Origin of the sequence: Xanthobacter sp. 126, from assembly GCF_000526175.1 — a bacterium.
GTDB classification, from domain to species: Bacteria; Pseudomonadota; Alphaproteobacteria; order Rhizobiales; family Xanthobacteraceae; genus Xanthobacter; species Xanthobacter aminoxidans.
Map to the genome: position 1 here is coordinate 2556960 of NZ_JAFO01000001.1, position 25106 is coordinate 2582065.

A 25106-nucleotide genomic window follows, 5' to 3' on the forward strand; every position below is an offset into this window, starting at 1 on the left:
CGATCGTGGACGAGGCCGGGGAGAACGGGCAGGGCCATCTGCCGCCGCGCGCGCTCGCGCTGCGGCTGGGGGCGGCCTACGGCACCTTCTTCATCGCCCTCGGCATCTTCCAGCCCTATCTGCCGCTCTGGTTGCAGGCGCGGGGACTGGGACCGGAGGCCATGGGTCTCGTGCTGGCCGTGCCCATGCTCAGCCGGCTTGCCGCGACCCCCCTGCTCGGTCTCCTCTCGGACCGGCTGGGACGGCCGAGGGCGCTGCTCACCCTCTTGGGAATGGCCACGGTCGCGGCCATGGTGCTTCTCGCCTTTACCTTCAGCCTTCCGGCGATCCTCCTGATCCTCGGCGCCATGTCGGCTGCGTGGTTCCCCGGCTTCTCGCTGCTGGATTCCTACACCTCGCGCCTTGCCCGGGCCGGACGGGCGGAATATGGCCGTGCGCGGCAGTGGGGCTCAGCGAGCTTCCTCGCGGCCAATCTCGCCGGGGGCGTGATTGTCGGGGCGCTGGGCGCGGATTCGGTCGTCCTGCTCATGGTCGCCGGCCATATGTCCTATGTGCTCGCGACCTTCGCCTTGCCGGAACTGCCGCGGGCCGAGCCCATGCCGTCGCCCCTCACGGGCCGGCGGGCGCGGCTCGGCTTCCTCGCCGGCATCGTCGCGGCCGGGCTGGTGCAGGCGAGTCATGCGGTGCTCTACCTCTTCGCCACCGTCCACTGGCGGTCGGAGGGCATTTCGCTCACGGTCATCGGCGTCCTGTGGGCGGTGGGGGTCGCCGCCGAAATGGTGCTGTTCCGCTTCGGTCGGCCACTGCTGGGTCGCTTTGGCGCCTATGGAATGATCGCCATCGGCGGCGCGGCGGCTGTGGTGCGCTTCGCGGTGATGGCGAGCGATCCGCCCCTCGCCGTGTTGCTACCGCTGCAGATGTTGCACGCCCTGACCTTCGCGGGGACCTATCTCGCCATGGTCGATCTTGTGACCCGCGGTGTGAGCGAGCATCGCTCCGGCACGGGGCAGACCACCGCCGCCTGGACCTCGAGCCTCATGTCGTCCGCTGCGAACGTGGCCGCCGGGCCGCTCTGGGCCGCGTTCGGACCCATGGCCTTTCTGGCCGGCTGCGCGCTGGGTCTGGCGGGGGCGGGCGTGGCCCTCGCCGCCGCGCGGCTTCAGCCCCAGAGCAGGGGCTCGGGCGGGGAGACGACAGCGCCCTCGTAGTGAAGCCCGGGGATGCGGTCGCGGGCGAGCAGCAGTGGCCCGTCGAGGTCCACCCACTTCGCTCCCTGGGCGACCAGAAGGGCAGGGGCCATGGCCAGCGATGATGCCAGCATGCACCCCACCATGACCGTGAAGCCGAGCCCGTGCGCCGCCTCCGCCAATGCCAGCGCCTCGGTGAGGCCGCCCGCCTTGTCGAGCTTCACGTTGATGGCGTCGTAGCGCGTGCGCAGATCCGCGAGCCCGGCTCGGTCGTGGACGCTCTCGTCGGCGCAGACCGGCACCGGCCGGTCGATCCGGGCGAGGCGGCGGTCGTCGTCGGCCGGCAGGGGCTGCTCGATGAGTTCGACGCCGACGGCAGCGCAGGCATCGAACAAGGTGGGCAAATCGGCGGCCTTCCAGCCTTCGTTGGCATCGACGATGAGCCGCTTGTCCGGCGCCGCCTCCCGCACGGCGGCGAGGCGCTCGCGGTCGCCGGGGGCGCCGAGCTTCAGCTTGAGCAACGGGCGGTCCGTGGCGGCGGCCGCCGCGCGGGCCATGGCCTCGGGTGTATCGAGGCTCAGGGTATAGGCCGTGACCACCGGCCGCAGGGGCGGCAGACCGGCCAGTTCAGCGCAGCCGAGGCCGGAGGATTTCGCCTCCAGATCCCACAGGGCGCAGTCGACGGCATTGCGGGCGGCACCGGCGGGCAGGCGGTGCTGCAGCATTTCCCGGCTGAGGCCGGCGGCAAGGTCCGCCTTGAGCTGCTCGATGGCAGCGACCACGCCTTCCACGGTTTCGCCGTAGCGGGCATAGGGCACGCACTCACCGCGACCGGTGATGCCGCCTGCGGTGAGGCGCGCCTCCACCACCACGGCCTCCGTCTTGGAGCCACGGGCAATGGTGAAGGTGCCGGCGATGGGAAAGCGCTCGACGCTGAGAGACAGTTCGGCCATGGGTTAAGCTTAATAGCCGATTCCGCGCCGCCCATCGCGGGGCAGGTGACGATGGTGGCGAGGTGTGTCCTGGCTGATCTCGACGCCGCCTCTACTCATCTGTATGGCTAGATTGCGTTCTTGCCTTGCGGGGCGGGAGCGCGTTCGGCAGGAGCCTGGGCTGCTGCCGAAGAAGAGCGGGGCGACGGTTTGACCGCGGCAGGTGTCGTGGTAGGGCTGCGGACGGTAAGGTCCGAAGTCTGTTCTGGGGTTGAGACCATCCGGCGTATCGCGCCGGTCGCCTTTGGAGACGCCGCGTTGCCGCACGCCTCGTTGATTTCCGTGCACAGCCAGGACGACCGCCTGACCGTGGCCGGCCGCGGTGCGTGGACGTCTGAATATGCCGACGAGTTGGAACAGGCGGTCAACGATACCGCCCATTCCTATGCCAAGCCCAAGGACGTCGAGATCGATCTCGCCTCTGTCGAGCGCATGGATACCTTCGGCGCCCTGCTGCTGGAGCGGCTGCGCCGCTCGTGGGTGGGCGCAGGCATCGAGCCCAAGGTCGTCGGGCTGGCACCGCGCTACAGGGTGCTCCTGGACGAACTCGCCCGCATGGGGCACGAGCCGGTGCCGCCCAAGCGCCGGCACGAAGGCATTCTGGAGCGCTTCGGCCACGAGGTCGTCAACGCCGCCAAGGACGCGCTTTCGCTGCTGAACTTCGTCGGTGCCACTGTGGCCGCCTTGCTGCGGGTGGTGGCGCGCCCGCGCAGCTTCCGCTTCACCTCCATGGTGAACCAGGTCGACCGGGTGGGCTTCCGCGCCGTGCCCATCATCCTGCTCATCACCTTCCTGATCGGCTGCATCCTGGCGCAGCAGGGCATCTTCAATTTCCGCCGCTTCGGCGCCGACATCTATGTCGTGGACATGGTCGGCGTGCTGGTGCTGCGCGAACTGGGCGTGCTCATCGTCTCCATCATGATCGCCGGCCGCTCGGGCAGCGCCTACACGGCGGAACTCGGCTCCATGCGCATGCGCGAGGAGATCGACGCGTTGCGCGTGATGGGATTCGATCCCATCGAGGTGCTGGTGGTGCCGCGCATCCTGGCCCTCGTCATTGCCCTGCCGCTGCTCACTTTCATCGGCTCCATGTCCGCCATTTTCGGCGCCGGACTGGTGTCCTGGGGCTATGGCGGCATCACGCCCGACGTGTTCCTCGATCGGCTGAAGCTCGCCATCGATCTCGATCAGTTCAAGGTCGGTATGTACAAGGCGCCCTTCATGGCCGCGACCATCGGCCTTGTCGCCTGCATGGAAGGCCTGAGGGTGGGCGGCAGCGCCGAATCCCTCGGCGAGCACACCACCGCCTCGGTGGTGAAGGCCATCTTCCTTGTGATCGTCATGGACGGTGTGTTCGCCATGTTCTTCGCCGCGATCGACATGTGAGCGGCCATGGACGCGCAGACCTCCCCCTCCACACTCCAGACCAGCGGCCGGGAAGCCATCATCCGGGTCCACGACATCGTCGTGGGATTCGGCGACCGGGTGGTGCTGAACCACCTCAATCTCGACGTCTACCGCGGCGAAATTCTCGGTTTCGTCGGCACGTCGGGCGGCGGCAAGTCGGTGCTGACGCGCACCATCCTCGGCCTCGTACCGAAGACCTCGGGCACGGTGGAGGTGTTCGGGCAGAATCTCGACGACCTCTCCGAGCGCGAGCGCTCGGCGCTGGAGCGGCGCTGGGGCGTGCTCTTCCAGCAGGGCGCGCTGTTCTCCTCGCTCACGGTGAAGCAGAACATCCAGTTCCCGCTTCGGGAAAATCTCAAGCTATCCCAACGGCTTCTGGACGAGATTGCCTTCACCAAGATCGAGATGGTCGGCCTGAAATGCGATGTGGCCGAAAAGTTACCCTCCGAGCTTTCCGGCGGCATGATAAAACGCGCGGCACTTGCCCGTTCGCTGGCGCTCGACCCTGAAATCCTCTTTCTCGACGAGCCCACATCGGGCCTTGATCCGATCGGCGCGGGCGACTTCGACGAGCTGATCCGGACGCTGCAACAGACTTTGGGGCTTACGGTTTTCATGGTAACGCACGATCTCGACAGCCTGCACACGGTGTGCGACCGGATCGCGGCGCTCGCTGACGGTAAGGTGATCGCGGCGGGGACGATCGAGGACATGATGGCGGAACAGCACCCTTGGCTGCGGGCCTATTTCCACGGCACGCGGGCACGGGCTGTTCAGAGCGCGCGCCGTTAGGCGCGATCGAGGCAATTGCGCGCCTTTGGGTGCGCCAGGAAAAGGAGCGGGCCGGTAAAGCGGGGCAGGCTGCAACGGAACCGGGATGAGGCATGGAAACACGGGCCAACTACACCATCATCGGAGCCTTCACGCTCGCCGTCATCGCGGCCGCGTTCGGCTTCGTGTACTGGTTCGCCGGACCGCACGATTCCACGGCCCGCAAGGTCTATGAGATCGTCTTCGACGGCTCGGTGGCCGGCCTGCGCCAGGGCAACTCGGTGCTGTTCAACGGCATCCCGGTCGGCCAGGTGACGAGCCTCGGCCTCGTGCCGGGGCAGCCGGGGCAGGTTCTGGTCCAGATCGGCATCGACAACAAGGTGCCGGTTCTCTCCGATGCGCGAGCGGGCCTGGAATCCCAAGGGCTCACCGGCATCATCGCGGTGTCGATCCGCGGCGGAAAACCGGGCGCCCCCCCGCTGCCTCCGGGCCCGAACGGTTATCCCCGCATCGCGTCCGATGGCGGGGCCGGCATGTCGGGCCTGATCAATACCGCGCAGGGAGCCGCGAAGAAGATCGAGGTTCTTCTCGACGCGATCAATCCTGACGAGATCAAGAACATCATCCACAACATCGACACCTTCGCCCAGGCGGTCGCCTCCAAGTCGGACGATGTGACGAGCGTGATCGAGCAGTCGAACGCGCTGGTGAAGCAGCTTAACGGTGTGGCGGAGCGGGTGGACAAGGTGGTTTCCAGTCTCCAGGCTGCCACTGAGGACAAGAACGGCCTGCTCAACCAGGCCACCGAGGCCGCCACGTCCGTGCGCAAGCTGGCGGACAATCTCGATCAGCGGACGGCGCTCCTCACCACCGAGATCAGCCGCTTCACCGGGCCCGGCCTGAAGCAGTTCGAGGCGCTGGCCACCGACGGACGCCGCACCCTCGGCGAGATCGACCGCGTGCTGCGGGGCATCGAGCGCAACCCTCAGCAATTCATCCTGGGCGGCGGCAACTCCATTCCGAAATACGGGCGATGAGCCGATCATGAGCGACGTTCCCGTCTCCCGTACCGCTGTGCTCACCCAGGCCGCTTCCTTGGCGCGCCGCCTGCTTGCCGCGTCCCTGTTTGTCGGTGCCGCGCTCTCTCTCGCCGCCTGTGGTTCGACCCCGACTCCCACCTACAATCTCTCGGCGCCCGGCGGCTTTACGGCCGGCGGTAGCGGCAACGGGCAGCTGGTGGTGGTGGCGCCGACGGCGCTTGCCGTGCTCAACACCGACAAGATCATGGTGGAGCCCGGAGCGGGGCAGGTCGCCTACCTCGCCGATGCCCAGTGGAGCGACAATCTCCCGGCGCTGCTGCACGCCCGCACCATCCAGGCGTTCGAGAATGCCAGCAAGCTGCGCCGTGTTGCCCGTCCCGGCGACGGCGTGAATGCCGATTACACGCTGGTGACGGACATCCGCACCTTCGCGCTGCGCATTACCGATCAGGGGCCGGTGGCTGTGGTGGAGATTTCCGCCAAGCTCATCGGAACGCAGAGCGGCCGCATTCTGGCGGCGCAGGTGTTCCGCGCCGCCGTGCCGGCCGCCTCATCCGCCGGCCCCGCCGCCACCGCCGCCCTCGATCAGGCGCAGGAGCAGGTGCTGGTGCAGATGGTGCGCTGGGCTTCGACCAAGTTCTGAACCGAAGGCGTCGGAACCGGTCGCCAGTTCAGACGAGCCGGTCGGCCAGCAGGAACTGAAGCGCCCGATCGAGCCGGATGTGCGGGATCGGTCCATCCCCGATCCCTGCGGGCGGGCGGAAACGCAGGAAGCGGAAATCCACGTCGTCCTGCCCGTCGCCTGCCATGGATGAGGCGAGACCCCGGAAACCTGCACCGGACGGATCGAACAGGGCATCCGGATCGGCCGGCAGCTCGCCCGGAAACACTGCCACCTCCTCCTCGCCATCGAACACGTGGCCGCCGGCGTCCTGACCCGCCTCGGGCGTGCCGACGATGGCGTCCAGCTCGTGACCACCCCGCCGCACGCGGGCCTCGCGGGTGGCGCGGATGGCGGCGAGCGCCACCACATCGAGAGTCGCGCCACGGTCCTGCGCCCGCTCGCGCGCCCGCTCCACGAGACGGCCCAACACGGCCTCCAGCCGGTCATGGCTCGCCCGATGCAGGTGGTCCGCCTTGGTGGCGGCGAACAGCACCTTTTCGATGCGGGGGCGGAAGAGGGTGCTCACCAGACTGTTCCGCCCGGTGCGGAAGGCGGCGAGGATTCCGTCCAGCGCCCGCTCCAGGTCGGCGAGGGCGGCGGGCCCGGCATTCAGCGCCGAGAGCGTATCCACCAGCACGATCTGCCGGTCGAGCCGGGCGAAGTGATTGCGGAAGAACGGCCGCACCACGGCGTGCTTGTAGGCCTCGAAACGCCGCTCCATCATCCCGCCCAGCGTGTCGGCGCGAGAGGGTGCGTCCTCCACCTCCAGCGGGGCGAAGGTGAGGGCAGGCGATCCCTTGAGGTCGCCGGGCATGAGGAAGCGGCCGGGCGGCAGCAGGCTCATGGCCAGCCGCTCGCTGCGACAGGCGGCGAGATATGTGGTGAACCGCGCCGCCACCTCCCGCGCCCGCGCCTCGTCGGCTGGCCCGCTTGCGGGGGCATCGGCGACTGCCGCAAGGAAGGGCGCCGCCACCTCCGCCCGCGCCTGCGCCCGCGCGAGGGCGAGGCTCTGCCGGGCAAAGTCGGCGTAGGACATGTTCAACAGCGGCAGATCCAGCAGCCACTCGCCGGGATAGTCCACGATGTCGAGGGTCAGCGTCTTGAGACTGCCGCGCCGGGTGGCATAGCGGATGGCGAGGCGCAGCTCGCTGACGCGGGTGGTGGAGGACGGCCAGCGCCGCTCCGCCCCCAGCATCTCCAGATGGTCCTCATAGGCAAAGCGCGGCACCGCGTCGTCCGGCTGGGGCTGAAGCTCCGCCCGGGCGATGCGGCCGGACTGGTACGGCTCGAAGACGGGCATCCGCGCGCCCTTGGTGAGGGCGTGGATGAGGGCCGTGGTGAAGATGGTCTTTCCCGCCCGCGACAGGCCGGTCACGCCGAGGCGCAGGGTGGGATGGGCGATGCCCTCCACCCGATCCGCCAGGGCCTGAAGCGCGATGCGCGCATCGTCCACAGCGTCCGTGAAGAACGCCATCGTCAGTCGTTTCCGCCGAGATCGCGGGGGGTGACGAAACGGTCGAGGCGGCCGATGCCGGGCGCTGTCGCGCTCCACTCGTCCACGGGAAGGTCGATGACGGCGAGGCCGCCGGTCGGGAATTTCTCTGCCATGCTGGCAAGATGGGGCGCCGGACCCGAAGCCACAAGCAGCTCGGCCAGGTCTTCGAGGCCGGGATTGTGGCCCACCAGCATGACACTGTGGGCGTCCTTGGGCTGTTCGCGCAGCACAGTCATGAGGCGGGCGGCGGAGGCGTCGTAGACGCGGGGCTCGCTCGCCACCACTTTCGGCGGCGGCAGGCGGGCGGCCACAAGATCCCACGTCTCACGCGTCCGACGGGCGGGCGACACCAGGATTCGATCAGCCAGCAGGTGTTCCTGCGCGATATAGGCACCGATGCGGGGCGCCGCGTTCCGGCCACGGGCTGCAAGGGGCCGTTCCGGGTCGGCGATGCCGTCCGGCCAGTCCGACTTCGCGTGGCGCAGCAATATGAGACGGCGCATGGTTACTAACCGATCAACGAATTGCGGCTCCTTATGACGCACGCGGCCTGTGCAGCGCAATGACCGCTGCCGCGCCGCAGCGTCACGCCCCCCGGCGCAATAGCCGGCCAAACGCCATTAGAGCGCCGCAAATAAACGCTTTCTCAAGCTGGCGGCGTCAGCATTGCCCATCTCTTATTGGACCAATTCATGAGTCAGACGTCTGCGCCCCGGCCCCCCGCGCACGATGCGATGGTGCCCGAGCGTTCCGCCGCGGGCCCCAAGCGGATCATCGACTGCGATGTCTGCGTGGTTGGCGGCGATGTTGCCGGCCTCGTTCTGGCGGCGGACCTCGCCCGGCGCGGGCGCGACGTGGTGTTGCTGGCCATGGTCGGCCCTTCGGCGGCCGTGCCCTCCTGGCCGCTCGACGGCGTCGTGGCGCCCGGCTTTCCGCTCTCGACCCTCGAGCTTTCCAGCCGGGTCGGCCGCGACGATGCGCAGGAACTGCTCATTCTCTCCGCTCAGGCGGCGGAGGCGGGGCTGGCCCTCGCCGAGCGACTCGGCGTCGAGATCGGCCCGCGCGGGCGGCTCACCGTGGCGCGAGCCCACGCGGCCGAAGACCTCTATCGAGAGCACGAGCTGCGCCAGGAACTGGCGCCCGATACCACCGTCTTTGTCGGCGCGGACGATCTGGCGGCGCTGCTTGGCACGGAAACCTTTGCCGCCGGCCTCGGCGTCGTGCCGGCCGAACGCGTGCGCACCGCTTCCCTCGTCGCGGCGCTGGAAGATGCGGCCCGGGCGGCGGGCGTGCGTTTCGTCAATGTGGAGGGCGCGCTTTCGGTCGATCTGAAGGGCGTCCGCAAGTATCTCGATATGGCGAACCAGCGGGTCCGCGCCTTCCAGGTCGCCGTGTGCGGACCGGCGGCGTTTGCCCGCCTCGGCTCGGGCGTCGCCCGGTTGCCACGGGCGCCGTGGGTTTCGGGCGGCTTCCGGCTGCCGGGCAGCAACGTGCCTTATGCCGGCGTCGTCGAGGAGTTTGGCCTCACCGGGCTCGCATATCATTTGGACGGCGACCGGCTGGCGCTCGCCGCCCAGTCGGCCCTGCCGGTGATGACGCGCGTCGGTGCGGCGCGCGTGCTCCGCCGCCACGCGGCCGAGGTCTATCCGGTCGGCAGCGGGCTGGTGGAGGGCGCGCGGGCGCGGAGCCTGCCCGATCCGGGCGGCATGCCGATGCTGTATGAGGGCGAGCGCGGCGTCTGGTACGCGCTTGCGCCCGGTGCCGGATCGCTGGGGCTCGATTTCCTCGCTGCGCGCATGATCGTGGGTGCGATCGCCGAGCGGGACGACAGGATCGCCTTGCTCCAGCCCTTCGCCACGGGTGGCCTTTCGGGATGGACCGGACGGGTGGCGCGCTTTGCGGCCTTCTGGCATGTGCGCCTCGCCGCGCGCCTGCATATGGAGAAGGGCACGCCAGCCCTCGCGCCGGCGCAGGAGCCGGACCTTCCGGCACCGTCGACGGCCGGCGCGCTGGCCCGGCGGAGCGTCGCTTCGGCGGCGTCGGCCTCCCGCCATGCGGCGCGGGCCGCGCTCCATGCAGCATCAGGCTGGGCGTCGGGCCTTGCCATCCGCGCTGCATCCGAAAACGGCCGCCGGCGCAGGCGGCTGCCGGTCGAGCCGCACGGCGAGCTGGAAGACGAGGCGCCGCCTCAGCGGCGGTAGAAGCTCTGCGGTCGCGCGCCTTCCCGGAAATAGCCGAAGAAGGCAGCGACGCCCGCCGCCTGCGCGAGAAGCCCCGGCATCAGCGCCGCGAACGCGCCGAGATCGGCGCCATCCGGGGCGATGGCGTCGCGAATGGCGAACTGGCTGTAGCCGGTCGTTGCCAGCCAGAGCACCAGCACCCACGGCAGCACGAGAACGGCGATGCGCGCGCGGGCCACGGTGAGCACCACCATGGCCACTGCCCAGCAGAACAAGACCACCTGCGGCATCAGCCCCAGCCGCAGCACCTGCTGCGCCACGCCCGCACCCGCAAAGGAATCGAACAATGCGGAGCGCGCACCTGTGACGCCCAGTGCAGAGATCAGCGTGAACAGCCCGGCCAGCGGCAATGCGGCGATGCCGCAGGCGCACCAGAACAGGAAGGCCAGTGCCCCGCCGAGGCGCGGCGCGCCTTCAGGCTTGCCGGAGGTGGGGCTGCGGAGGGGAACTTGGGGCGTGGAAGGAGCGGTCATGGGGATCCTCGGAACCCCGGGCTTATAGCCGATCCCGCGCGCCGTGCATCCGGCTAACGCCGGCGGGAACTGGGACGAACGGCGTCAGCGTCCGAAATGGTCATGCCAGCTCTTCTGGCAATCCGGGAACGGCAGGCGCCGGGCTTCGTACACCGCGCGTGCCACCGCGCGCGCCAACACGATGGAGGCGAGGGCGCCGAGCCGGGCAAGGTCCGGCAGCGGCGCCGCCAGATGCTTACGGCCGGTGGCCATGGCGAACACCACGTCGCCATCGAGCGGCGTGTGGACGGGAAACAGCGAGAGTGCGAGGCCGTTCTGCGCCATGATGGCAAGCCGCCGCGCCTGTACCGTGGTCAGCACCGCATCCGTCGCCACGACGGCGATGGTGGTGGCGAAGCGCGAGACGCCGCCCTTGAGCCGGGGATCGCTCGCCTCATCCGGAACATGCGTCGGCACGCCGAGCCCGCCCAACTCGCCGCCCCGTTCGTAGTGGCCAGCCCGGAAATGCGGGCCGTCGCCGAACAGCGGGCTTCCGGCGGCGTTGACCGCGACGATGGCGCCGACCACATGGCCGGTCCCGGTCATGGCCGAGGCCGAACCGAGCCCGCCCTTCACGGTCGCCGTCGTGCAGCCCGTGCCGGCGCCCACCGAGCCGAGGTGGAAATCCACGTCTGCTGCGTCCAGCGCATCGCGGCCGAGCTGGAGGTAGGGCGGATGACCCTCCCAGCCCTTGTCCCCGCCGTTGAGCAGGTCGAACAGGATGGCGCCGGGCACGATGGGCACGCGCGCGGTGCCCACCGCAAAGCCCCGCCCGCGCGCGGCGAGCCCCGCCATGACGCCGGAGGCCGCATCAAGTCCGAAGGCCGAGCCGCCGGAGAGGGTGATGGCATCGACGCGCTCCACCGTCGCCGCCGGGTCGAGCAGATCAGTCTCCCGCGTGCCCGGCCCGCCGCCGCGCACGTCCACCGCCGCCACCGCCGGTTCCTCCGCGAGGATGACGGTGGCACCCGTACCGATGTGCGGTTCGGTGGCGTTGCCGACCAGGAGGCCGGGCACGTCGGTGATGAGGTTGCGCATCTCGCTCTTCCCTGCCGGTTTCCCCGGCCCTGCAAGCAAGCCCCGAAAATGGAAAGACCGCGCCGGGGGCTTTGGCCCGGCGCGGTCCTTGTTGCGTCCAGCCTCGTCGACGAGACCCGATCCGTGCTGCCTCAGTCGAGGCGCCCGGAGGCGTGGGCGAGCATGGTGTAGACCTTGCCCGTGTCGGAGGTGAGGTAGGTGCGCGCCAGCGTGCTGCCGCGATCGTCGCCCGACACCTGATCGATGAGCCGCTCGAATTCGGCGACGTAGCGATCGACGGTCTCGCGGAAGCCGGCATCGGCGCGGTAGCGGCGCTTCAGGGCGTCGAAGGTCTGCTGGCCCTGCAGGGTGTAGAGCCGGCGGGAGAAGACATGGCTCTCGCCGTTATTGTGGCGGTCCCACATCTCCACGGCTGCCTGATGATCCACCATCCGGGCGATGTCGGCGGAGAGGTCGTCGAGGCTCTCCGGGGCCGCAACGGGGGCGGGGGCCGCCGGGCGGGAGCGCGGAGTGTCTTCATTGAGCTCGCCGGAGGCGCGGGCGAGAAGCTCGGTCAGCCAGCTGTCGCGTTCCTCACCGTTGGTCTCGGTGCGGGCGGCGGGCCGGGAAGCGGGACGCTCGGCCGGTTCAGCGCGGCGGTTGGCCGGGGCGCGGCGCAGCTCCGACTGGGGCAGGCTTCCGCCTTCGCTGCGGGCCGGCTCGGAGCGGCCGGTCTCGCTGCGGCTGATATCGGCGCGGGTCAACTCCTGCCGGCCGATATCTTGCCGGCCGGTATCCTGGCGGCTCGCCTCGGCGCGGGCCGGCTCGGAGCGCTGGAGTTCCGTGCGGGGGGTCTCGGCGCGGGGCTCGCGTTCGGGGCGGCTGCGCAGGGCGGAGGGGGCCTCACGCGATGCCTCGCGGGAGGCGCGGGCCGTCTCCTGCTGCGCAGCGCGGGCGGACGCTTCCACCACGTCGAGGGCCTGCCCCTGCCGGGCGACGATCTCGTTGAGCTCGGCCAGGGCCTTGATCTGCTCGGCGACCGCGCGGCGCATGGTGGCGGCGCTCGCCTCGGTCTCGGCGGGCAGTTCGAGGATGCCGCGCTTCATCTCCTCGCGGGCGAGGGTGATGGCCTGTTGCACATCCTCTGCCACCCGCTTGAGATCGGTGGCGACGGCGGTGAAGCGGTTGCCCGTCTCGCCGAAGAGGGTGTGCACGTCGTTGAGCGCCACCTCGTAGGTCTCGCGCAGGGCCGCAGCGGAACGCTCGCGCTCGGCGTCGGCAGCCGTGCGGACCAGCGCGAGCTGCTGCGCGACCGCCTCCGTGGAGCCGGATGTCGCCGCCGCGATGACGCTGGCGATCTCGCTGGCCTGCTTCTGGGAGGCCGAATAGGTCTCGTCGAGCATGGTGTGGAAGGCGGCAAGGCGGCTCTCCACGTCTCCGACCCGCTGGGCGAGGGAGCGGGCGAGCTGCTCCATCGCTTCGCGACGCGCAGCGAGGGTGCTGTCCACCTGGTCGTGGGTGGAGGCGAGCGTCTGGGTCGCCTCGTCCATGAGACGGCGGTTCTGTTCGAGCCGCTCGGACAGGGAGGACATCTGGGCCAGCGCAGTGGTCGAGACTTCCTTGAGCGAGCCGATCTGGGACTGGAAGCGCTCGGCAGTGGCGTCGGCGCTCAGGGCGATGCCGGAGACGGCGCCGCCGAAGCTCTCCACCTGGCGGGCGAAGGTGCCCGCGAATGCGTCGAGGTGGGACACTGCCTGGGTGAGGGCGCCCTGGAAGGTGGAGTTGGCGTCGTCGAGGCGCTCAATGATGACGCCCACGTCTGTGCGCAGGGCGCCGTTGGTGGCGGTGATCTCCGACACGGCGCGCTGGCTGGTGCGCTCCAGCGCGGAGAGGAAGGTGCCGTTCTTGTCGTCGATGAGATGGGCGATCTCGGTCAGGCGGGTGCCGAGGCTGTCCGCCACCTTCTCCGAATGCTCGGTGAGGGTGCGGCTGACGTTGCTCGACAGCGTGGTGAGCGAGCGCTCCACTTCGCTCGCCTCGGCACGCAGCGAGCCGGAGACGGTCTCGATGCGGCCGACAAGGGCGTCGGCGATGGCGGTGCCCCGCACTTCCAGCGACGTGGCGACGCCGTCGAGGCGGCCGAGCACCAGCTCCTCGATGCGATGGACGCGGCCGTCGAGCACGGAGGCGATCTCCTGCGCCCGGACGCCGATGTTGCGGTTCACCGCATCGGCACGGTCGGTGAGCACCTCGCCCAGCGCCTTGGAGCGGGTGGCGAAGAAGTTCTCCAGCGTCTCCACCGACTTGTCGAGGGACTCGGTGGCGTTCTTCGTGCCTTCGGCGATGGTGCGCGCGAAGTTGACCGTGCGGGTCGCGAGCGTCTCGGTCAGGCTCTGGGCGCGCTGGTCCAGCGTCTGCTCGATACGCGAGAAGCGCTGGTCCATGATGGTCGCCACCGTGTCCGTGGTGGCGGACAGGCGCTCGTCCAGCGTGGAGGTGGCGAGGCGCAGGTTCTCGTTCACCAGCGCCACCCGGTGGGTGATCTGGTCCACCAGCTCGGGGGCGTGCACCTTCACCGTGGTGTCGAAGTTCTTCACGCCGTCCTGCATGGCGCGGGCAAGGTGGGCGGCATCATGCTGCATGCGGTCGGCGAGCTCGGCGCCGCGCACGGTGATGGTCTCCTCCATCGCCTTGAGGCGGGCGGTGAGCATTTCCTTGATGGCGTCGCTCTTGGTGCCGATGGTCGCCACCAGGATGTCGGCGGTCTCGCGGAACTGTTCCGTCACCTTGGAGCCGCGGGCGCCGATGGCCTGCGTGACCTCGGTGGCGACACGCGACAGGCGCTCGGTCATGTCCTCGCCGGCACCGTTGAGGGACGCGGTGACCTCGTTGCCCTTGTCCACGAGCGCCGTGACCACCTGGTTGCTGGAGCGGTCGAGCGAGGAGGTGATGCGCTCGCCAGTCTCGGACAGGCGCTGCTGTAGATCCTCGCCGCGCACGGCGACGGCCTCGTAGATGCGGTTGCCGGTGGCTTCGATGCGGTCGGCGAGATCGGTGCCGCGCACGGCCAGCGTCTCGGCGACGCGTTCGCCGGTCTCCTCAAGCTTGCGGACGAGTTCGCCGCCGCGGGTGGAGAATTCCACCACCGCACTCTCGCTGGTGGCGCGGAAGGCGGAGTTCACCTCGGCCACGCGCACGTCGATGTCGTCGGCGAAGCGGCCGACGTTTTCGGCCAGCGTGTCCGTGATGCCCTGCTTGAGGCGGTCGATATTGTTGTTCACCTCGTCGCCCCAGCGCTCGACCAGCTGCGACACGTCGGTGGTGGTGGCGAGCAGGTTGGAGGCGAGGTCGTCGGTGCGCGACCGCAGGGTCTCCACCAGCAGGTCGCCGGATTCGGACAGATCCTGCCGGATGTCGGAGCCGGTGAGCTGGAGGCGGTCGATCAGCTCGCCGCCCTTGGCGGTGAGGCTGTCGATCATGCTGTCGCCGACGCGGGCGAGGGCGGCGGTGATGTGCTCGCCCTTCTGGCCGAGGATCTCGGTGACCTGCTCGCTCGCTTCCATCATGGTGGTGTGGATGCGCGAGGCGACGTCCTTCACCTCGCTGGAGAGCACGGTTTCGGCGGCGATGATGCCCTCGCGCAGGCGCTCGGTCTCGATCTGGATGTTGTGGCGTTCGGCCTGCAGGTCGTCGATCAGCGTGCGGATGCGCGTCTCGTTCTCCTCATAGGCGCGCTCCAGAGTGGCGACCTCGGCGCGCACCATGGATTCCAGCTCGCCGGCACGGGCGACGGCGCGGTCCATGCCGTCGCCCATGGCGGCGACCTCGCGGCGCACCGCCTGACCGACGGTGACAACGCTCTCCGTGGCAATGGATTCCGGCTGGGCGAGGCGCAGGGCGACCTCGGTCATGGAGCGGGCGATGCCCTGCAATTCCAGGGACCGGCGCACGATGCTGGCCATGCCGAAGAAGGCGAGCGGGGGAATGAGGATGCCGGCGAAGATGCCGAGCAGGGCCGGGGAGTCGCCGAGCGACTGGAGCCCGTTCGAGCTTGCCATCAGGCTATGATGGACGGTGTAGGCGAAGATGATGCCGATGACGATCCACACGAGCGAGGCGCCCGTCGCCCAGTAGAAGGGCACGACCGGCGCCTTCTTCTGCAACTGGCCGAGAAGCTGGCCGATGGGCTGGCGGTCGTCGTTGGCGGCGCGGCGCTCGGCTTCGCTGCGGGGGCGGGGCGCACCCTCGCGGCGGCCGCCGTCGACGCGAACTTCGCCACCCTCGGGGGGGCGCGGCCGGCGGTTGATGGGGCGGCCTTCACGCTGCGGTCCGGGACCGGAGAGAACACGCTCGGGTGCGGGCGGTCGATCCAGCGGGGTTCCGCGATCGGGCGGCAGGGGCGCCTCGCCCCCCTTGGCCGCAGCCGCATTGGCCTCGGCATTGTCGAGCTCGAGCGTCAGAGCCTCCTGGATGGCCGACAGAGCCGCCTCGGTCGGGTCCTGGATCTTCTTCGGGTTCTTCATCTCGCTGTCGCCTCTGCCCGCTTTCGGTGCCCCGGCGTGATGCCGCCCAAGGCTCCGATACCCGTACACGCCCCCGTCATCCGGCCATGCCGGACGAAGATGGTTTACCGTTTCTTATCCTAGACAGGCCGCGGCTCCGTTTGAACCGCCCCGGCCGCATTAATGAAGATATCGTTAATATCGAGCGGCTTGGCTTGGGCTTGGCCATTCGGTTTGCGCGGGCGGGACCCGCGACAATCGGCGCCCGCGCTGGTGCGGCGCGAGGCAAGCCGCTATAGCCAGTGGCCGGAAAGCGGCCCCGCCGCGGCCATCAGGCCGGGGCGCGCGAGCCGTCCGATCAAGCCACCGCCGCCTGCGCGGCGGAAGCCGGGAAGCGACAATCTATGGTTGCCATTACCTTTATCGAACACACGGGCGCGGTCCACAAGGTTGATGGACCGGAAGGTGCTACCGCCATGGAGACGGCGGTGCGCAATGGCGTTCCCGGCATCGTCGCGGAATGCGGCGGCGCTTGTGCCTGCGCCACCTGCCACGTCTATGTGGACGAAGCCTGGATGGACAAGGTCGGCCAGCCCTCCGAGATGGAGGAGGGGATGCTCGATTTTGCAACCGACCTTCGCCCCACCTCCCGCCTCTCCTGCCAGATCAAGCTGACGGCGGCGCTGGACGGGCTGGTGCTGCACACGCCCGAGACGCAAGGCTGAAATCCGGGAGGCTAGGGGAGCGAGACTCCCCTCAGTCCACCTTCTCGCCGGGATAGACGCCGAACAGCTGGTTCTGCTGCACATAGCCGTCGAAGCCGTCGCCGGTGATGCGGCAGAACTTGCCGTCGCAGGTCTTGACCACCCCGAGCACGCTCGGCTCGAGCTTGGCCACGACCTTGGCATCGGCATCGGCCGAGCCGCGCAGGGGGACGGTCTCGCCCTTCAGCCAGGGGGCGACGAGGGCGGTCCGCCGCAGCGACAGCATGGAGTGGTACACCCATCCCTCCGCGCCGTCGGCATCGCGGATGCGGCGCCACGTCTCATACTCGGCGGTCACCTCCACCGGCAGGCCGGCGCGGTTGAACACCCAGGCCACATCCTGATCCCGGTTCGGTCCGTTGCGGACGTTCACCTTGTCGGCCTTGAGCGAGACGAAGCGGGGAACCGGCAGGCCGGAGGTGCCGGGCTCGGCGGCGACTGCGCCCGCAGCCGTTCCCACCATCATCGCCGCCGCAAGGGCCAGGGCTTTCACCGACCGGCTGTCGAGGCTTCGCTTCAGATGAGTTCGCTTTGCGGGCATGATGGGATCGTCCTTTCGCATCGCACCTAACAGACCGGAGGGGTGCGCCGACGTGGCGGGCACGTCAAGGCCCTGCGTCCCGGCGCGCCTTGTGTTTCCCCGGCTGTCTGATAGACGGGACCAGAACCGTTAAGAAATGGGGAATGGGGAGTAACGATGGTGCGTCGCAAGCCCCTCGTCGTTGTCACGCGCAAGCTGCCCGACTCGGTCGAGACGCGGATGCGCGAGCTTTTCGATGCCAGACTGAACATCGACGACGTGCCCATGGATCAGGCCGCGCTGGTGGAGGCGGTCAAGACCGCGGACGTGCTCGTGCCGACTCTGACCGACCGCATCGATACGTCGGTGCTCTCGCAGGCTGGGGAAAACCTGCGGCTGATCGCCTCTTTCTCCAACGGCGTCGACCACATCGACGTCGCCAGCGCGCTCAACCGGGGCATCACCGTCACCAACACGCCCGGCGTCCTCACCGAGGACACCGCGGACATGACCATGGCGCTGATCCTCTCCGTGCCGCGGCGCCTCGCCGAAGGCGCTCAGGCGATGATCGCGGACAAGGAAGAGTGGACCGGCTGGTCGCCCACCTGGATGCTCGGCCGGCGGATCTGGGGCAAGCGCCTCGGCATCATCGGCATGGGGCGCATCGGCCAGGCGGTGGCGCGGCGCGCCAAGGCATTTGGCCTGCAGATTCATTACCATAACCGTCGCCGCCTCAATTCCGGCATCGAGGAAATGCTCGACGCCACCTACTGGGACAGCCTCGACCAGATGCTGGCGCGCATGGACATCGTGTCCGTGAACTGCCCGCACACCCCCGCGACCTACCACCTGCTCTCCGCCCGTCGTCTTAAGCTGTTGAAGCCAGACGCTTATGTGGTGAACACGGCGCGCGGCGAGGTGATCGACGAGAACGCGTTGACCCGCCTGCTGGAAGCCGGCGAGATCGCCGGTGCGGGGCTCGACGTGTTCGAGCACGAGCCGGCGGTGAACCCCAAGCTGGTGCGCCTCGCCCGGCAGGGAAAAGTCGTGCTTCTCCCGCACCTTGGCTCCGCCACGCTGGAAGGCCGCGTGGACATGGGCGAGAAGGTCATCGTCAACATCAAGACCTTCATGGACGGCCACCGTCCGCCGGATCGCGTGCTGCCGGCGATGCTCTGAGGCGGAAACGCCTCAGCTCCGGCTGCGGCCGGAAAGACGGCTCACGAGACGCGCGAGCCGGCTGACAGGCCCCGATGTCGGTGACGTTCGGGGGCCATTCGGTACGGGTATCGGCGGGTTCGGGGCGCATTCAGTCCCGACCTTGGCCGACCCCTCGGACTGCACCTGCTCCAGAGCCGCGATCCGCGCCTCCAGCGCCGCACGGTCGCGCCGCCAGTCGTCGGCCAGAAGAGCGGCTGGTATCTGACTATGGGTGGGCGAGAAGGGGAAGGCGCCGCGGTCGCGCGCCTCTGTCACCGGCCAACGGTGGAACCATGACCCCAGATTGTCCACCTCGAATCGTGCCACCTCCAGCCCCGACCTCCCCAGTGCGTAGGTGCCCGAGAGTTGGTCCCGGCGGGAGTAACGCAGCACCTGCGCGAGCCAAAGGCGCATGGCGGCGATGACCTCCGGGTCGTGGTGGCGGCGCAGGATGATGGCGGACCAGAAGGGCACGGCTTCCAGCGCCGCCGGGTCTGTCATCACATAATGGTTGAGCTGCTCCAGCACCCGCCCGCCATCGTCGAGGCCCATGCGCAGGACCTCCATGAACTCGTCGCGGACACTGGGCCGGAAGCTGTGCCCCGGCATGGCCGCAGCCACCCCATCCGGGAGATAGCGCGCGATCACCTCTTCCGGCGGCACCGTCAGGATGACGCTGTTGTCGATGTAGAGCGAGACGTCGTAGCCCGGCAGCACGTCGTGCGGGGAAAGCTTGACGATGCGCTGGCTGCGCACCGGGTCGAGCGGGAAGGCCGGGGCGTAGGGCACCAGCTTCCACGAGGCGCTGGTGAGGGTCGGATCGTCGGTGAAGCAGAGGAAGTCGAGCCCTGAGGCGGCCGCCATGGGCTGCTCGTTCAGCGCCTCGTAGCCGCCGATCAGGCAGGTATAGACGCACGCGCGACCGAAACCCTCCGCCATGCCTCAGGCCGCCGCGTTGCGCTTGTGCGCGGAGAGGTCGGCGATGCGCGGGCCTTCGCCCGTCAGCGGATTTTCCGGGTCCCAGCCATAGCTCAGCGTCTCGAAGCGCATGGAGCGCGCGTCGATCATCAGCAGGCGCCCCACCAGAGGCTCACCGAAACCGACGATGGCGCGGAGCGCCTCCAGCGCGGCGAGCGATCCGGCGACCCCGGCCAGCGCCCCCAGCACCCCGGCCTCGGCGCAGGCAGGGACTGTTCCGGCCGGCGGGGGCTCGGGGAAGAGGCAGCGGTAGGTGGGATTGGGGGTGCCATCCGGCCCCGTCTCATGGGCGCGGATGGTGGTGATGGTGGCATCGAACGCGCCCAGTGCCGCCGTCACGAGCGGCTTCTTCGCCAGCACGCAGGCATCCGAAACCAGATAGCGGGTGGAGAAATTGTCCGAGCCGTCCACCACCAGATCGGCCTGGGCGATGAAGTCCAGCGCGTTGCCGGCATCGATCCGCACCGGATGCGTCACCAGCTCGACATGGGGGTTGAGGGCGGCCACTGCGTCGCGGGCGCTGTCGGTCTTCAGCCGGTCGATGTCCTGCGTGCGGTGGATCACCTGCCGCTGGAGATTGGACAGGGAGACGACATCGTCCTCCACCAGGATCAGCCGACCGACCCCGGCCGCCGCCAGATAGAGCAGCACCGGCGCGCCGAGGCCCCCGGCGCCGATCACCAGCACGGTCGCGGCCTTCAGCTTCTGCTGGCCCGGTCCGCCCACGTCGTGCAGCACGATGTGGCGGGCGTAGCGCTCGATCTCTTCGGGGGAGAAGGCCATCTCTAATCCTCGGGCGACGCCTCGGCTGATGCCTCAGCCGCCGGAGAGGCGCGCCATCATCGGCAGGAGCGTGTTGCTCACCGCCTCGGGGGTCAGCGGCCCCACGAACTTGTGGACGATGGTGCCGTCCTTGGACACCACGAAGGTCTCCGGCACACCGTAGACGCCCCATTCTATGGCCGCGCGCCCCTTGGGGTCGACCCCCACCGCCTTGTAGGGCAGGCCGAACTGGCCGAGGAAGCGGCGGGCATTGTCCGGCGCGTCCTTGTAGTTGATGCCCACGAGGCTGAAGCGCGGGTCCTTGCCGAGCTGCATCAGGATGGGATGCTCCTCGCGGCAGGGGCCGCACCAGGAGGCCCACACATTCACCAGCGCCGGCTTGCCGCCGAGCGCAGCAAGATCGATGCCGGGCAGCGGCGCGCCGTCCGGCCCCTTCAGGCCTTCCAGCGGCGGCAGGGAGACGACCGGCGCCTTCTTGCCCACCAGCGCGGACGGAATGCGCGAGGGATCGCCGCCGGTCTCCAGGCGCGAGAAGAACAGCCCGGCCAGGGCCAGGAACACCACCAGCGGCAGCGCCACCAGCCACAGGCGGCGGCGCGGGCGGGTGGGGGTGATGACGGGATCGCTCATTCCGCCTCTCCCGATCGATTGGCCCTGCGGCGGCCGACGCCGCGTGCTTCCAGCTCCGACAGGGTGCGCCGCTGGCTGCGATAGTCCAGCACCAGCCAGAGGGCGAGCAGCCCGAGGCCGAGGAGGGAGACGCCGTAGGATGCGGCGATGAAGACGGTATGGGTCATGCGCGGGGGCTCAGGCCATGGCTTCCGCGGCCGCGCGGGCCTCCAGCGCCTGCACGCGGCGGCGGAGGATTTCCGTGCGCATGCCGAGCATGTGCAAAGCGATGAACACCAGCGTGAAGCCGATGGCGCAGATGAGCAGCGGCCAGAGCAGGCTGGAATCGATGGTCGAGCCGCCCATGCGGAACACCGAGGCTGGCTGGTGGAGGGTGTTCCACCAATCCACGGAGAACTTCACGATGGGCACGTTGATGAAGCCCACCAGCGTGAGCACGGCGGCGGCGCGGCCGGCGCGGTTGGGGTCGTCGATGGCCGCGCGCAGCGCCATCAGGCCGAGATAGAGCAGCAGCAGCACCAGCATGGAGGTGAGGCGCGCATCCCACACCCAATAGGTGCCCCACATGGGCCGGCCCCACAGGGCGCCGGTGATGAGGCACAGAGCGGTGAAGGTGGCCCCCACGGGCCCGGCGGCCTTGTGCGCCACATCGGCCAAAGGATGCCGCCAGACCAGGATGCCGATGGAGGAGGCGGCCATCATGGAATAGCCGAACAGGCCCAGCCACGCGAAGGGCACGTGGATGTACATGATCCGCACCGTCTCGCCCTGCTGGTAGTCGGGCGGCGCCTGGAAGGCGAGGTAGAAGCCGATTGCGAGCGTCACCGCCGCCGCGGCGGCGATCCAGGGCAGGATGCGCGCGGACAGGCTGAGGAAGCGGACCGGATTGGCAAGGTCGAGGATCGCCATGAACGCGTTCTAGTGTGCGCGGGCGCCGGATGGAAGCGCAGACGGTGTTCAGGATTTCGTGTCGCAGGGGCGAGACTTCAGGCGAGCCGGACCTGACGGCGGATGAACCAGAGGGTGACGGCGGCGCCGGCAGCGGCCCAGCCGAGCAGGATCAGGAGGGAGGGCGCCAGCGTCGCCATGCCCTCGCCGCGCCAGAGCGCCCCTTGGAACGCCTCGATGCCCCAGGCGGTCGGGGTGAGAATCCCCGCATGCTGAAGCCATTCGGGCATGAGGAAGCGCGGCACCATGCTGCCGCCCACGGCCGAGAGCAGCAGGACCGCGAAGGTGGAGAGCGTCTGCGCCTGCTGGCGCGTGCGGGAGACCGCCGCGAGCGGCAAGGCGACGCCGGCGGCTGCGGCCGAGGCGGCGACGGCGACGGCCGCGAAGGTCCAGAAATTCACGAACACGTTCACGCCATAGACGATCTGCGCCACCGTGAAGAGCACAGCCGAGAGCGCGAGGCCCTGGAGAATCAGGAAGGCGAGCTTGCCGCCCACCAGCGCCAGCACGCCGCCGCGGCTCATGACGATGCGGTCGAACACGCCGGAGCGGCGTTCATCCACCAGGCTGCCCGCGCCCTGCACCGCCGAGAACAGCAGGAACAGCATGGCGATGGCCCCGGCGTAATAGCTCACGCCCGGCTCGGACCGCCGGCGGGTGAGCGGCTGGCGCTCCATCAGCTCGGCGCCGCCCCCCGCCACCAGTTCCGGTGCCCGGGCGATGGACTGCTCCAGCCGCGAGGTCTGTTCCGGGGAAAAGGCGCCCACCAGAACCTGGATCTGCGCCGCCACACGGCGGATGGCGAGGCCGGGCAGGTCGTCGGTGAACACCCGCTGGATGCGCGCCGAGAGGAGGGCGGCAGCGACATTGCGGGCGGGATCGGTGATGACGAGCAGCGGCGGCTTGTCGGTGGCGGCGGCCACGTCGCCCCGCACCACCAGCCCCACGTCGGCGCGGCCGTCCGCCACCCGGGCGCGGACCTCCTCGGGCGTGACGAGCACGAGATCGTTGTCGCCGGCGTGGCCGAGCGCGGTAAGGAAGGCGGTGGCCGATGGCGCGTCGGTGGCGCGCGCCGCCGCGATCTTGATGACCGAGGTTTCGCCCCCGGTGCCGGCGAACACCGCCGCGAACAGGATGAACAGCACCGGCGGCAGCACGAACGTCATCATCAGCGCACCGCGGTCGCGCATCAGGGTCAGCGCCATGGCCCGGACGATGGCGCCGATCATGGATGGCCGCTCCCGGTCACGTCGGCATAGAGGGCATCAAGGCCCGCCGCCTCGAAGGCGATGGTGCGGGGCACGAGGCCGGCCACCTTGAGCGCGGCGATGAGCCCGCCCGCGCCTTCCGGCGTATCGGAGACGACGCCGCTGAAGGAGGTACCGCCTTCATCGCCGCTGAGCCCGCGCAGCGCCAGCACCTGCCGCCCGCTCGGCGAGGGGGGCGTGGCGAAGGTGACGGCGGCGCGGCGCTGGTTGGGGAAGCGCGCGGCGATGAGGGCGGCGAGCCGCCCCTCCAGCGCGATCCGCCCCTCGGAGAGGATGGCGACGCGCTCGGCCACCTCTTCGGCGAAGGCGAAATCGTGGGTGATGACGAGAACGCCGAGCCCGTCCGCCGCCAGCCGCTGCACAAGCGCGGCAAGGTCGGCGCGGGCGGGGGCGTCGACGCCGACGGTCGGCTCGTCCAGCACCAGCAGGCGCGGATTGCCGACGAGGGCGGCCGCCACGTTGGCGCGGCGCTGCCAGCCGCCGGAGAGCCGGTCGATGCGTTCGTTGGCGCGCTCCTCGATACCGGTGCGCGCCATCACCCGCGCGACGCAGGCGGGAACCTCCGTGCGGCGGACGCCGGCGAGACGGGCGAAGACGGCGAGATTCTCGGCGATGGTGAGTGCGCGGTAGAGGGCGATGTCCTGGGGGGCGAGGCCGATGCGGGCGCGGGCCTCGCCCTCGGCGGCGGGGATGCCGCAGATGCGGATCACGCCCGTGCGCGGCGGGATGCGTCCGCAGATGGCGCGGACCAAGGTGCTCTTGCCGGCGCCGTTGGGGCCGACGAGGGCTGTGACCGTTCCTGCGCGCAGCACGAGGTCCACGCCAGCCAGCACAGTGCGCGCGCCATAGCCTGCGGTGAGGCCGAGAATGGCGAGGGGAGGTGCCGGGCTTTCGTCTTTCGGGTCGTCGTAATGGTGGGCGGCGGCGCTCACGGCGCCAGCGGCCCCATCAGTTCACCGAAGGCAGCGGTCATGAAGTCTCGCAGGGGCTGCTGGCCCTCCTTGTTGGGCCCCAGTTCTTTAGAGGCTGCGAGCGCCCCCGCCAAGTGCTCCGACAACAGCTTGCGCGCGCGCGGCGCGCCGAGGGAGGCGATGACCGTCGCCTTGTTGGCGTCCTTGCCCACATCCTTGCCCAGCGCCGCGGCCGAGCCCGCGTTGTCGAGGATGTCGTCGAGGATCTGGTAGGCGCTGCCCACATGGCCGGCGAGCGCCCGGAGGTGGCCGGCCTGCGCCTCGTCGGCAGCAGCGGCGCGGCCAGCGATCTCCACCGCGGCGGAGAACAGGACGCCGGTCTTGCGGCGGTTCACGTCCTCGGTGGCGGCGAGGGAGCGGCCGGGGCTGGGGCGCAAATCGTCATACTGGCCGCCGCACAGGCCAAGGGAGCCCACCGCCTTGGAGAGGATGCACACGGCGTCGAGCCGCACATGATCGCTCGTTCCCGCCGCCGCGCCGGCGACGCCGAGGGCGCGGGACAGAAGCGCCACCGCCGCCAGCACGGCGACATCCTCGCCGTATTGGACATGAGTGGTCGGCTGGGCCCGGCGCACCATGGCGTCGTCCATGCACGGCAGGTCGTCGATGATGAGGGACGACGCGTGGATCATCTCCAGCGCGCAGCCGAAATCCAGCACCGCATGCTCGGAGGCGTCGAGCTGCATGGCCGCCGCCATGGTGAGCAGCGGACGCAGCCGCTTGCCCGGCGCCAGCAGGATGTGCCGCATGGCGGCGTGCAGCACGGCCGGATGGGACGCGGCCGGCGGCACGAGAAGGCCGAGCCGGCGATCCACGACCGCGCGGAGGTAGGAGAGGTCCCGGGAGCGGGGCGGGAAGTCCGGCAAGGCGGTATCGAGCGCCGGCGTCGCGTCGATGTCCGGCGCCGCCACGGCGAGCGCGACACCGCCAGCGGCCGCCGACAGCGCTTCCCGCGGGGCCGTCGCCGAAGCTTCGGTCCGCCGGTCCCGTCCGCCCTTCTGCCCCATACGCCCCCTCACTCTGCTCTTGGCCGCGCTCTTGGCCACCTTGGGCGACCATCCCCCTGCAACAGGCACATACGTTGCCTTGAATGACTTTAGATCACCGCTTACACAATGATGCCAGTGCGTGCGTTCCGCCGCGTCGCACATTTTGCCGGCGTGTGGCGCCAGCGCCGCGGCGCGGAATGAGCGGCGCCAAAAAGCATCCACCCTGGA

General features: G+C 69.7%; 23 protein-coding genes. 8 read left to right on the forward strand and 15 right to left on the reverse strand.

The window, feature by feature from the left end; genetic code table 11:
- The first annotated feature begins 5 nt into the window (after positions 1-5).
- Positions 6-1208 (forward strand): MFS transporter, encoded by a 1203-nt coding sequence (locus XAN126_RS0112205; RefSeq protein WP_024278877.1) that lies wholly within the window; start codon positions 6-8, stop codon positions 1206-1208.
- Here XAN126_RS0112205 and dgcA read toward each other — a convergent pair.
- Positions 1160-2140: an N-acetyl-D-Glu racemase DgcA gene (gene dgcA, locus XAN126_RS0112210; RefSeq protein WP_024278878.1), complete on the reverse strand. Its 981-nt coding sequence runs from the start codon at positions 2138-2140 to the stop codon at positions 1160-1162. The genes XAN126_RS0112205 and dgcA overlap by 49 nt on opposite strands.
- Before the next feature lie 312 nt (positions 2141-2452).
- On the opposite strand from dgcA, the gene XAN126_RS0112215 reads away from it, so the two are divergent.
- The 4 genes from XAN126_RS0112215 (at position 2453) to XAN126_RS0112230 (ending at position 6040) form a co-directional block, all read left to right on the forward strand.
- Entirely contained in the window at positions 2453-3565 is a 1113-nt protein-coding gene (locus XAN126_RS0112215; RefSeq protein ID WP_280938303.1) for an MlaE family lipid ABC transporter permease subunit, read from the forward strand.
- A 6-nt stretch (positions 3566-3571) separates the two neighbouring features.
- Positions 3572-4378 (forward strand): ABC transporter ATP-binding protein, encoded by an 807-nt coding sequence (locus XAN126_RS0112220; protein ID WP_024278880.1) that lies wholly within the window; start codon positions 3572-3574, stop codon positions 4376-4378.
- 92 nt (positions 4379-4470) lie between these two features.
- The gene (locus tag XAN126_RS0112225) at positions 4471-5394 is read left to right on the forward strand and encodes an MlaD family protein (protein ID WP_024278881.1); all 924 of its coding nucleotides are present in this window, start codon (positions 4471-4473) and stop codon (positions 5392-5394) included.
- Positions 5395-5401: 7 nt separating this feature from the next.
- Positions 5402-6040 carry an ABC-type transport auxiliary lipoprotein family protein gene (locus XAN126_RS0112230; protein WP_024278882.1) on the forward strand — a complete coding sequence of 213 codons (639 nt, stop codon included), beginning with the start codon at positions 5402-5404 and terminating at the stop codon, positions 6038-6040.
- 28 nt (positions 6041-6068) lie between these two features.
- Here the strand turns inward: XAN126_RS0112230 and XAN126_RS0112235 are convergent, their stop codons facing one another.
- Together XAN126_RS0112235 and XAN126_RS0112240 are read right to left on the reverse strand one after the other, a co-directional pair.
- Positions 6069-7535, reverse strand: coding sequence for a YcjX family protein (locus tag XAN126_RS0112235; RefSeq protein ID WP_024278883.1), 1467 nt, complete (start codon positions 7533-7535; stop codon positions 6069-6071).
- Between the two features lie 2 nt (positions 7536-7537).
- On the reverse strand, positions 7538-8059 hold the full coding sequence (locus XAN126_RS0112240) for a histidine phosphatase family protein (RefSeq protein ID WP_024278884.1): 522 nt from the start codon (positions 8057-8059) through the stop codon (positions 7538-7540).
- Positions 8060-8248: 189 nt separating this feature from the next.
- Between XAN126_RS0112240 and XAN126_RS0112245 the strand changes: the two genes are divergently transcribed.
- Positions 8249-9757, forward strand: coding sequence for an FAD-dependent oxidoreductase (locus XAN126_RS0112245; protein ID WP_081762619.1), 1509 nt, complete (start codon positions 8249-8251; stop codon positions 9755-9757).
- Here the strand turns inward: XAN126_RS0112245 and XAN126_RS27160 are convergent.
- The 3 genes from XAN126_RS27160 to XAN126_RS0112260 all read right to left on the reverse strand — a co-directional run bounded on the left by XAN126_RS27160 (position 9745) and on the right by XAN126_RS0112260 (position 15848).
- Positions 9745-10269: a hypothetical protein gene (locus tag XAN126_RS27160; protein ID WP_024278886.1), complete on the reverse strand. Its 525-nt coding sequence runs from the start codon at positions 10267-10269 to the stop codon at positions 9745-9747. The genes XAN126_RS0112245 and XAN126_RS27160 overlap by 13 nt on opposite strands.
- 84 nt (positions 10270-10353) lie before the next feature.
- Positions 10354-11346, reverse strand: coding sequence for a P1 family peptidase (locus XAN126_RS0112255; protein WP_024278887.1), 993 nt, complete (start codon positions 11344-11346; stop codon positions 10354-10356).
- A gap of 131 nt (positions 11347-11477) precedes the next feature.
- The gene (locus XAN126_RS0112260; protein ID WP_024278888.1) at positions 11478-15848 is read right to left on the reverse strand and encodes a hypothetical protein; all 4371 of its coding nucleotides are present in this window, start codon (positions 15846-15848) and stop codon (positions 11478-11480) included.
- A 383-nt stretch (positions 15849-16231) separates the two neighbouring features.
- Here XAN126_RS0112260 and XAN126_RS0112265 point away from each other — a divergent pair, with 383 nt between their 5' ends.
- On the forward strand, positions 16232-16552 hold the full coding sequence (locus tag XAN126_RS0112265) for a 2Fe-2S iron-sulfur cluster-binding protein (protein WP_024278889.1): 321 nt from the start codon (positions 16232-16234) through the stop codon (positions 16550-16552).
- 31 nt (positions 16553-16583) lie between these two features.
- Here XAN126_RS0112265 and XAN126_RS0112270 read toward each other — a convergent pair whose 3' ends face one another.
- Positions 16584-17132: an SH3 domain-containing protein gene (locus tag XAN126_RS0112270; RefSeq protein ID WP_024278890.1), complete on the reverse strand. Its 549-nt coding sequence runs from the start codon at positions 17130-17132 to the stop codon at positions 16584-16586.
- 156 nt (positions 17133-17288) lie between these two features.
- Here XAN126_RS0112270 and XAN126_RS0112275 point away from each other — a divergent pair, with 156 nt between their 5' ends.
- The gene (locus XAN126_RS0112275) at positions 17289-18290 is read left to right on the forward strand and encodes a D-glycerate dehydrogenase (RefSeq protein WP_024278891.1); all 1002 of its coding nucleotides are present in this window, start codon (positions 17289-17291) and stop codon (positions 18288-18290) included.
- Between the two features lie 12 nt (positions 18291-18302).
- Here XAN126_RS0112275 and XAN126_RS0112280 read toward each other — a convergent pair whose 3' ends face one another.
- From XAN126_RS0112280 to XAN126_RS0112315, 8 genes are all read right to left on the reverse strand, one after another.
- Positions 18303-19250 (reverse strand): glycosyltransferase domain-containing protein, encoded by a 948-nt coding sequence (locus XAN126_RS0112280; protein ID WP_024278892.1) that lies wholly within the window; start codon positions 19248-19250, stop codon positions 18303-18305.
- A gap of 3 nt (positions 19251-19253) precedes the next feature.
- Positions 19254-20072: a molybdopterin-synthase adenylyltransferase MoeB gene (gene moeB / locus XAN126_RS0112285; protein ID WP_024278893.1), complete on the reverse strand. Its 819-nt coding sequence runs from the start codon at positions 20070-20072 to the stop codon at positions 19254-19256.
- A 33-nt stretch (positions 20073-20105) separates the two neighbouring features.
- Positions 20106-20702 carry a DsbE family thiol:disulfide interchange protein gene (locus XAN126_RS0112290; protein ID WP_024278894.1) on the reverse strand — a complete coding sequence of 199 codons (597 nt, stop codon included), beginning with the start codon at positions 20700-20702 and terminating at the stop codon, positions 20106-20108.
- Positions 20699-20869 carry a heme exporter protein CcmD gene (ccmD, locus tag XAN126_RS0112295; RefSeq protein ID WP_024278895.1) on the reverse strand — a complete coding sequence of 57 codons (171 nt, stop codon included), beginning with the start codon at positions 20867-20869 and terminating at the stop codon, positions 20699-20701. The genes XAN126_RS0112290 and ccmD overlap by 4 nt, the downstream gene beginning before the upstream one ends.
- Positions 20870-20879: 10 nt before the next feature.
- The gene (locus XAN126_RS0112300) at positions 20880-21611 is read right to left on the reverse strand and encodes a heme ABC transporter permease (RefSeq protein ID WP_024278896.1); all 732 of its coding nucleotides are present in this window, start codon (positions 21609-21611) and stop codon (positions 20880-20882) included.
- A gap of 77 nt (positions 21612-21688) precedes the next feature.
- Positions 21689-22879 carry an ABC transporter permease gene (locus XAN126_RS0112305; protein ID WP_024278897.1) on the reverse strand — a complete coding sequence of 397 codons (1191 nt, stop codon included), beginning with the start codon at positions 22877-22879 and terminating at the stop codon, positions 21689-21691.
- Positions 22876-23850: an ABC transporter ATP-binding protein gene (locus XAN126_RS26310; protein WP_024278898.1), complete on the reverse strand. Its 975-nt coding sequence runs from the start codon at positions 23848-23850 to the stop codon at positions 22876-22878. Before XAN126_RS26310 ends, XAN126_RS0112305 begins: the two co-directional genes overlap by 4 nt.
- Positions 23847-24896 (reverse strand): polyprenyl synthetase family protein, encoded by a 1050-nt coding sequence (locus XAN126_RS0112315; protein WP_024278899.1) that lies wholly within the window; start codon positions 24894-24896, stop codon positions 23847-23849. Before XAN126_RS0112315 ends, XAN126_RS26310 begins: the two co-directional genes overlap by 4 nt.
- Positions 24897-25106 lie beyond the last annotated feature (210 nt).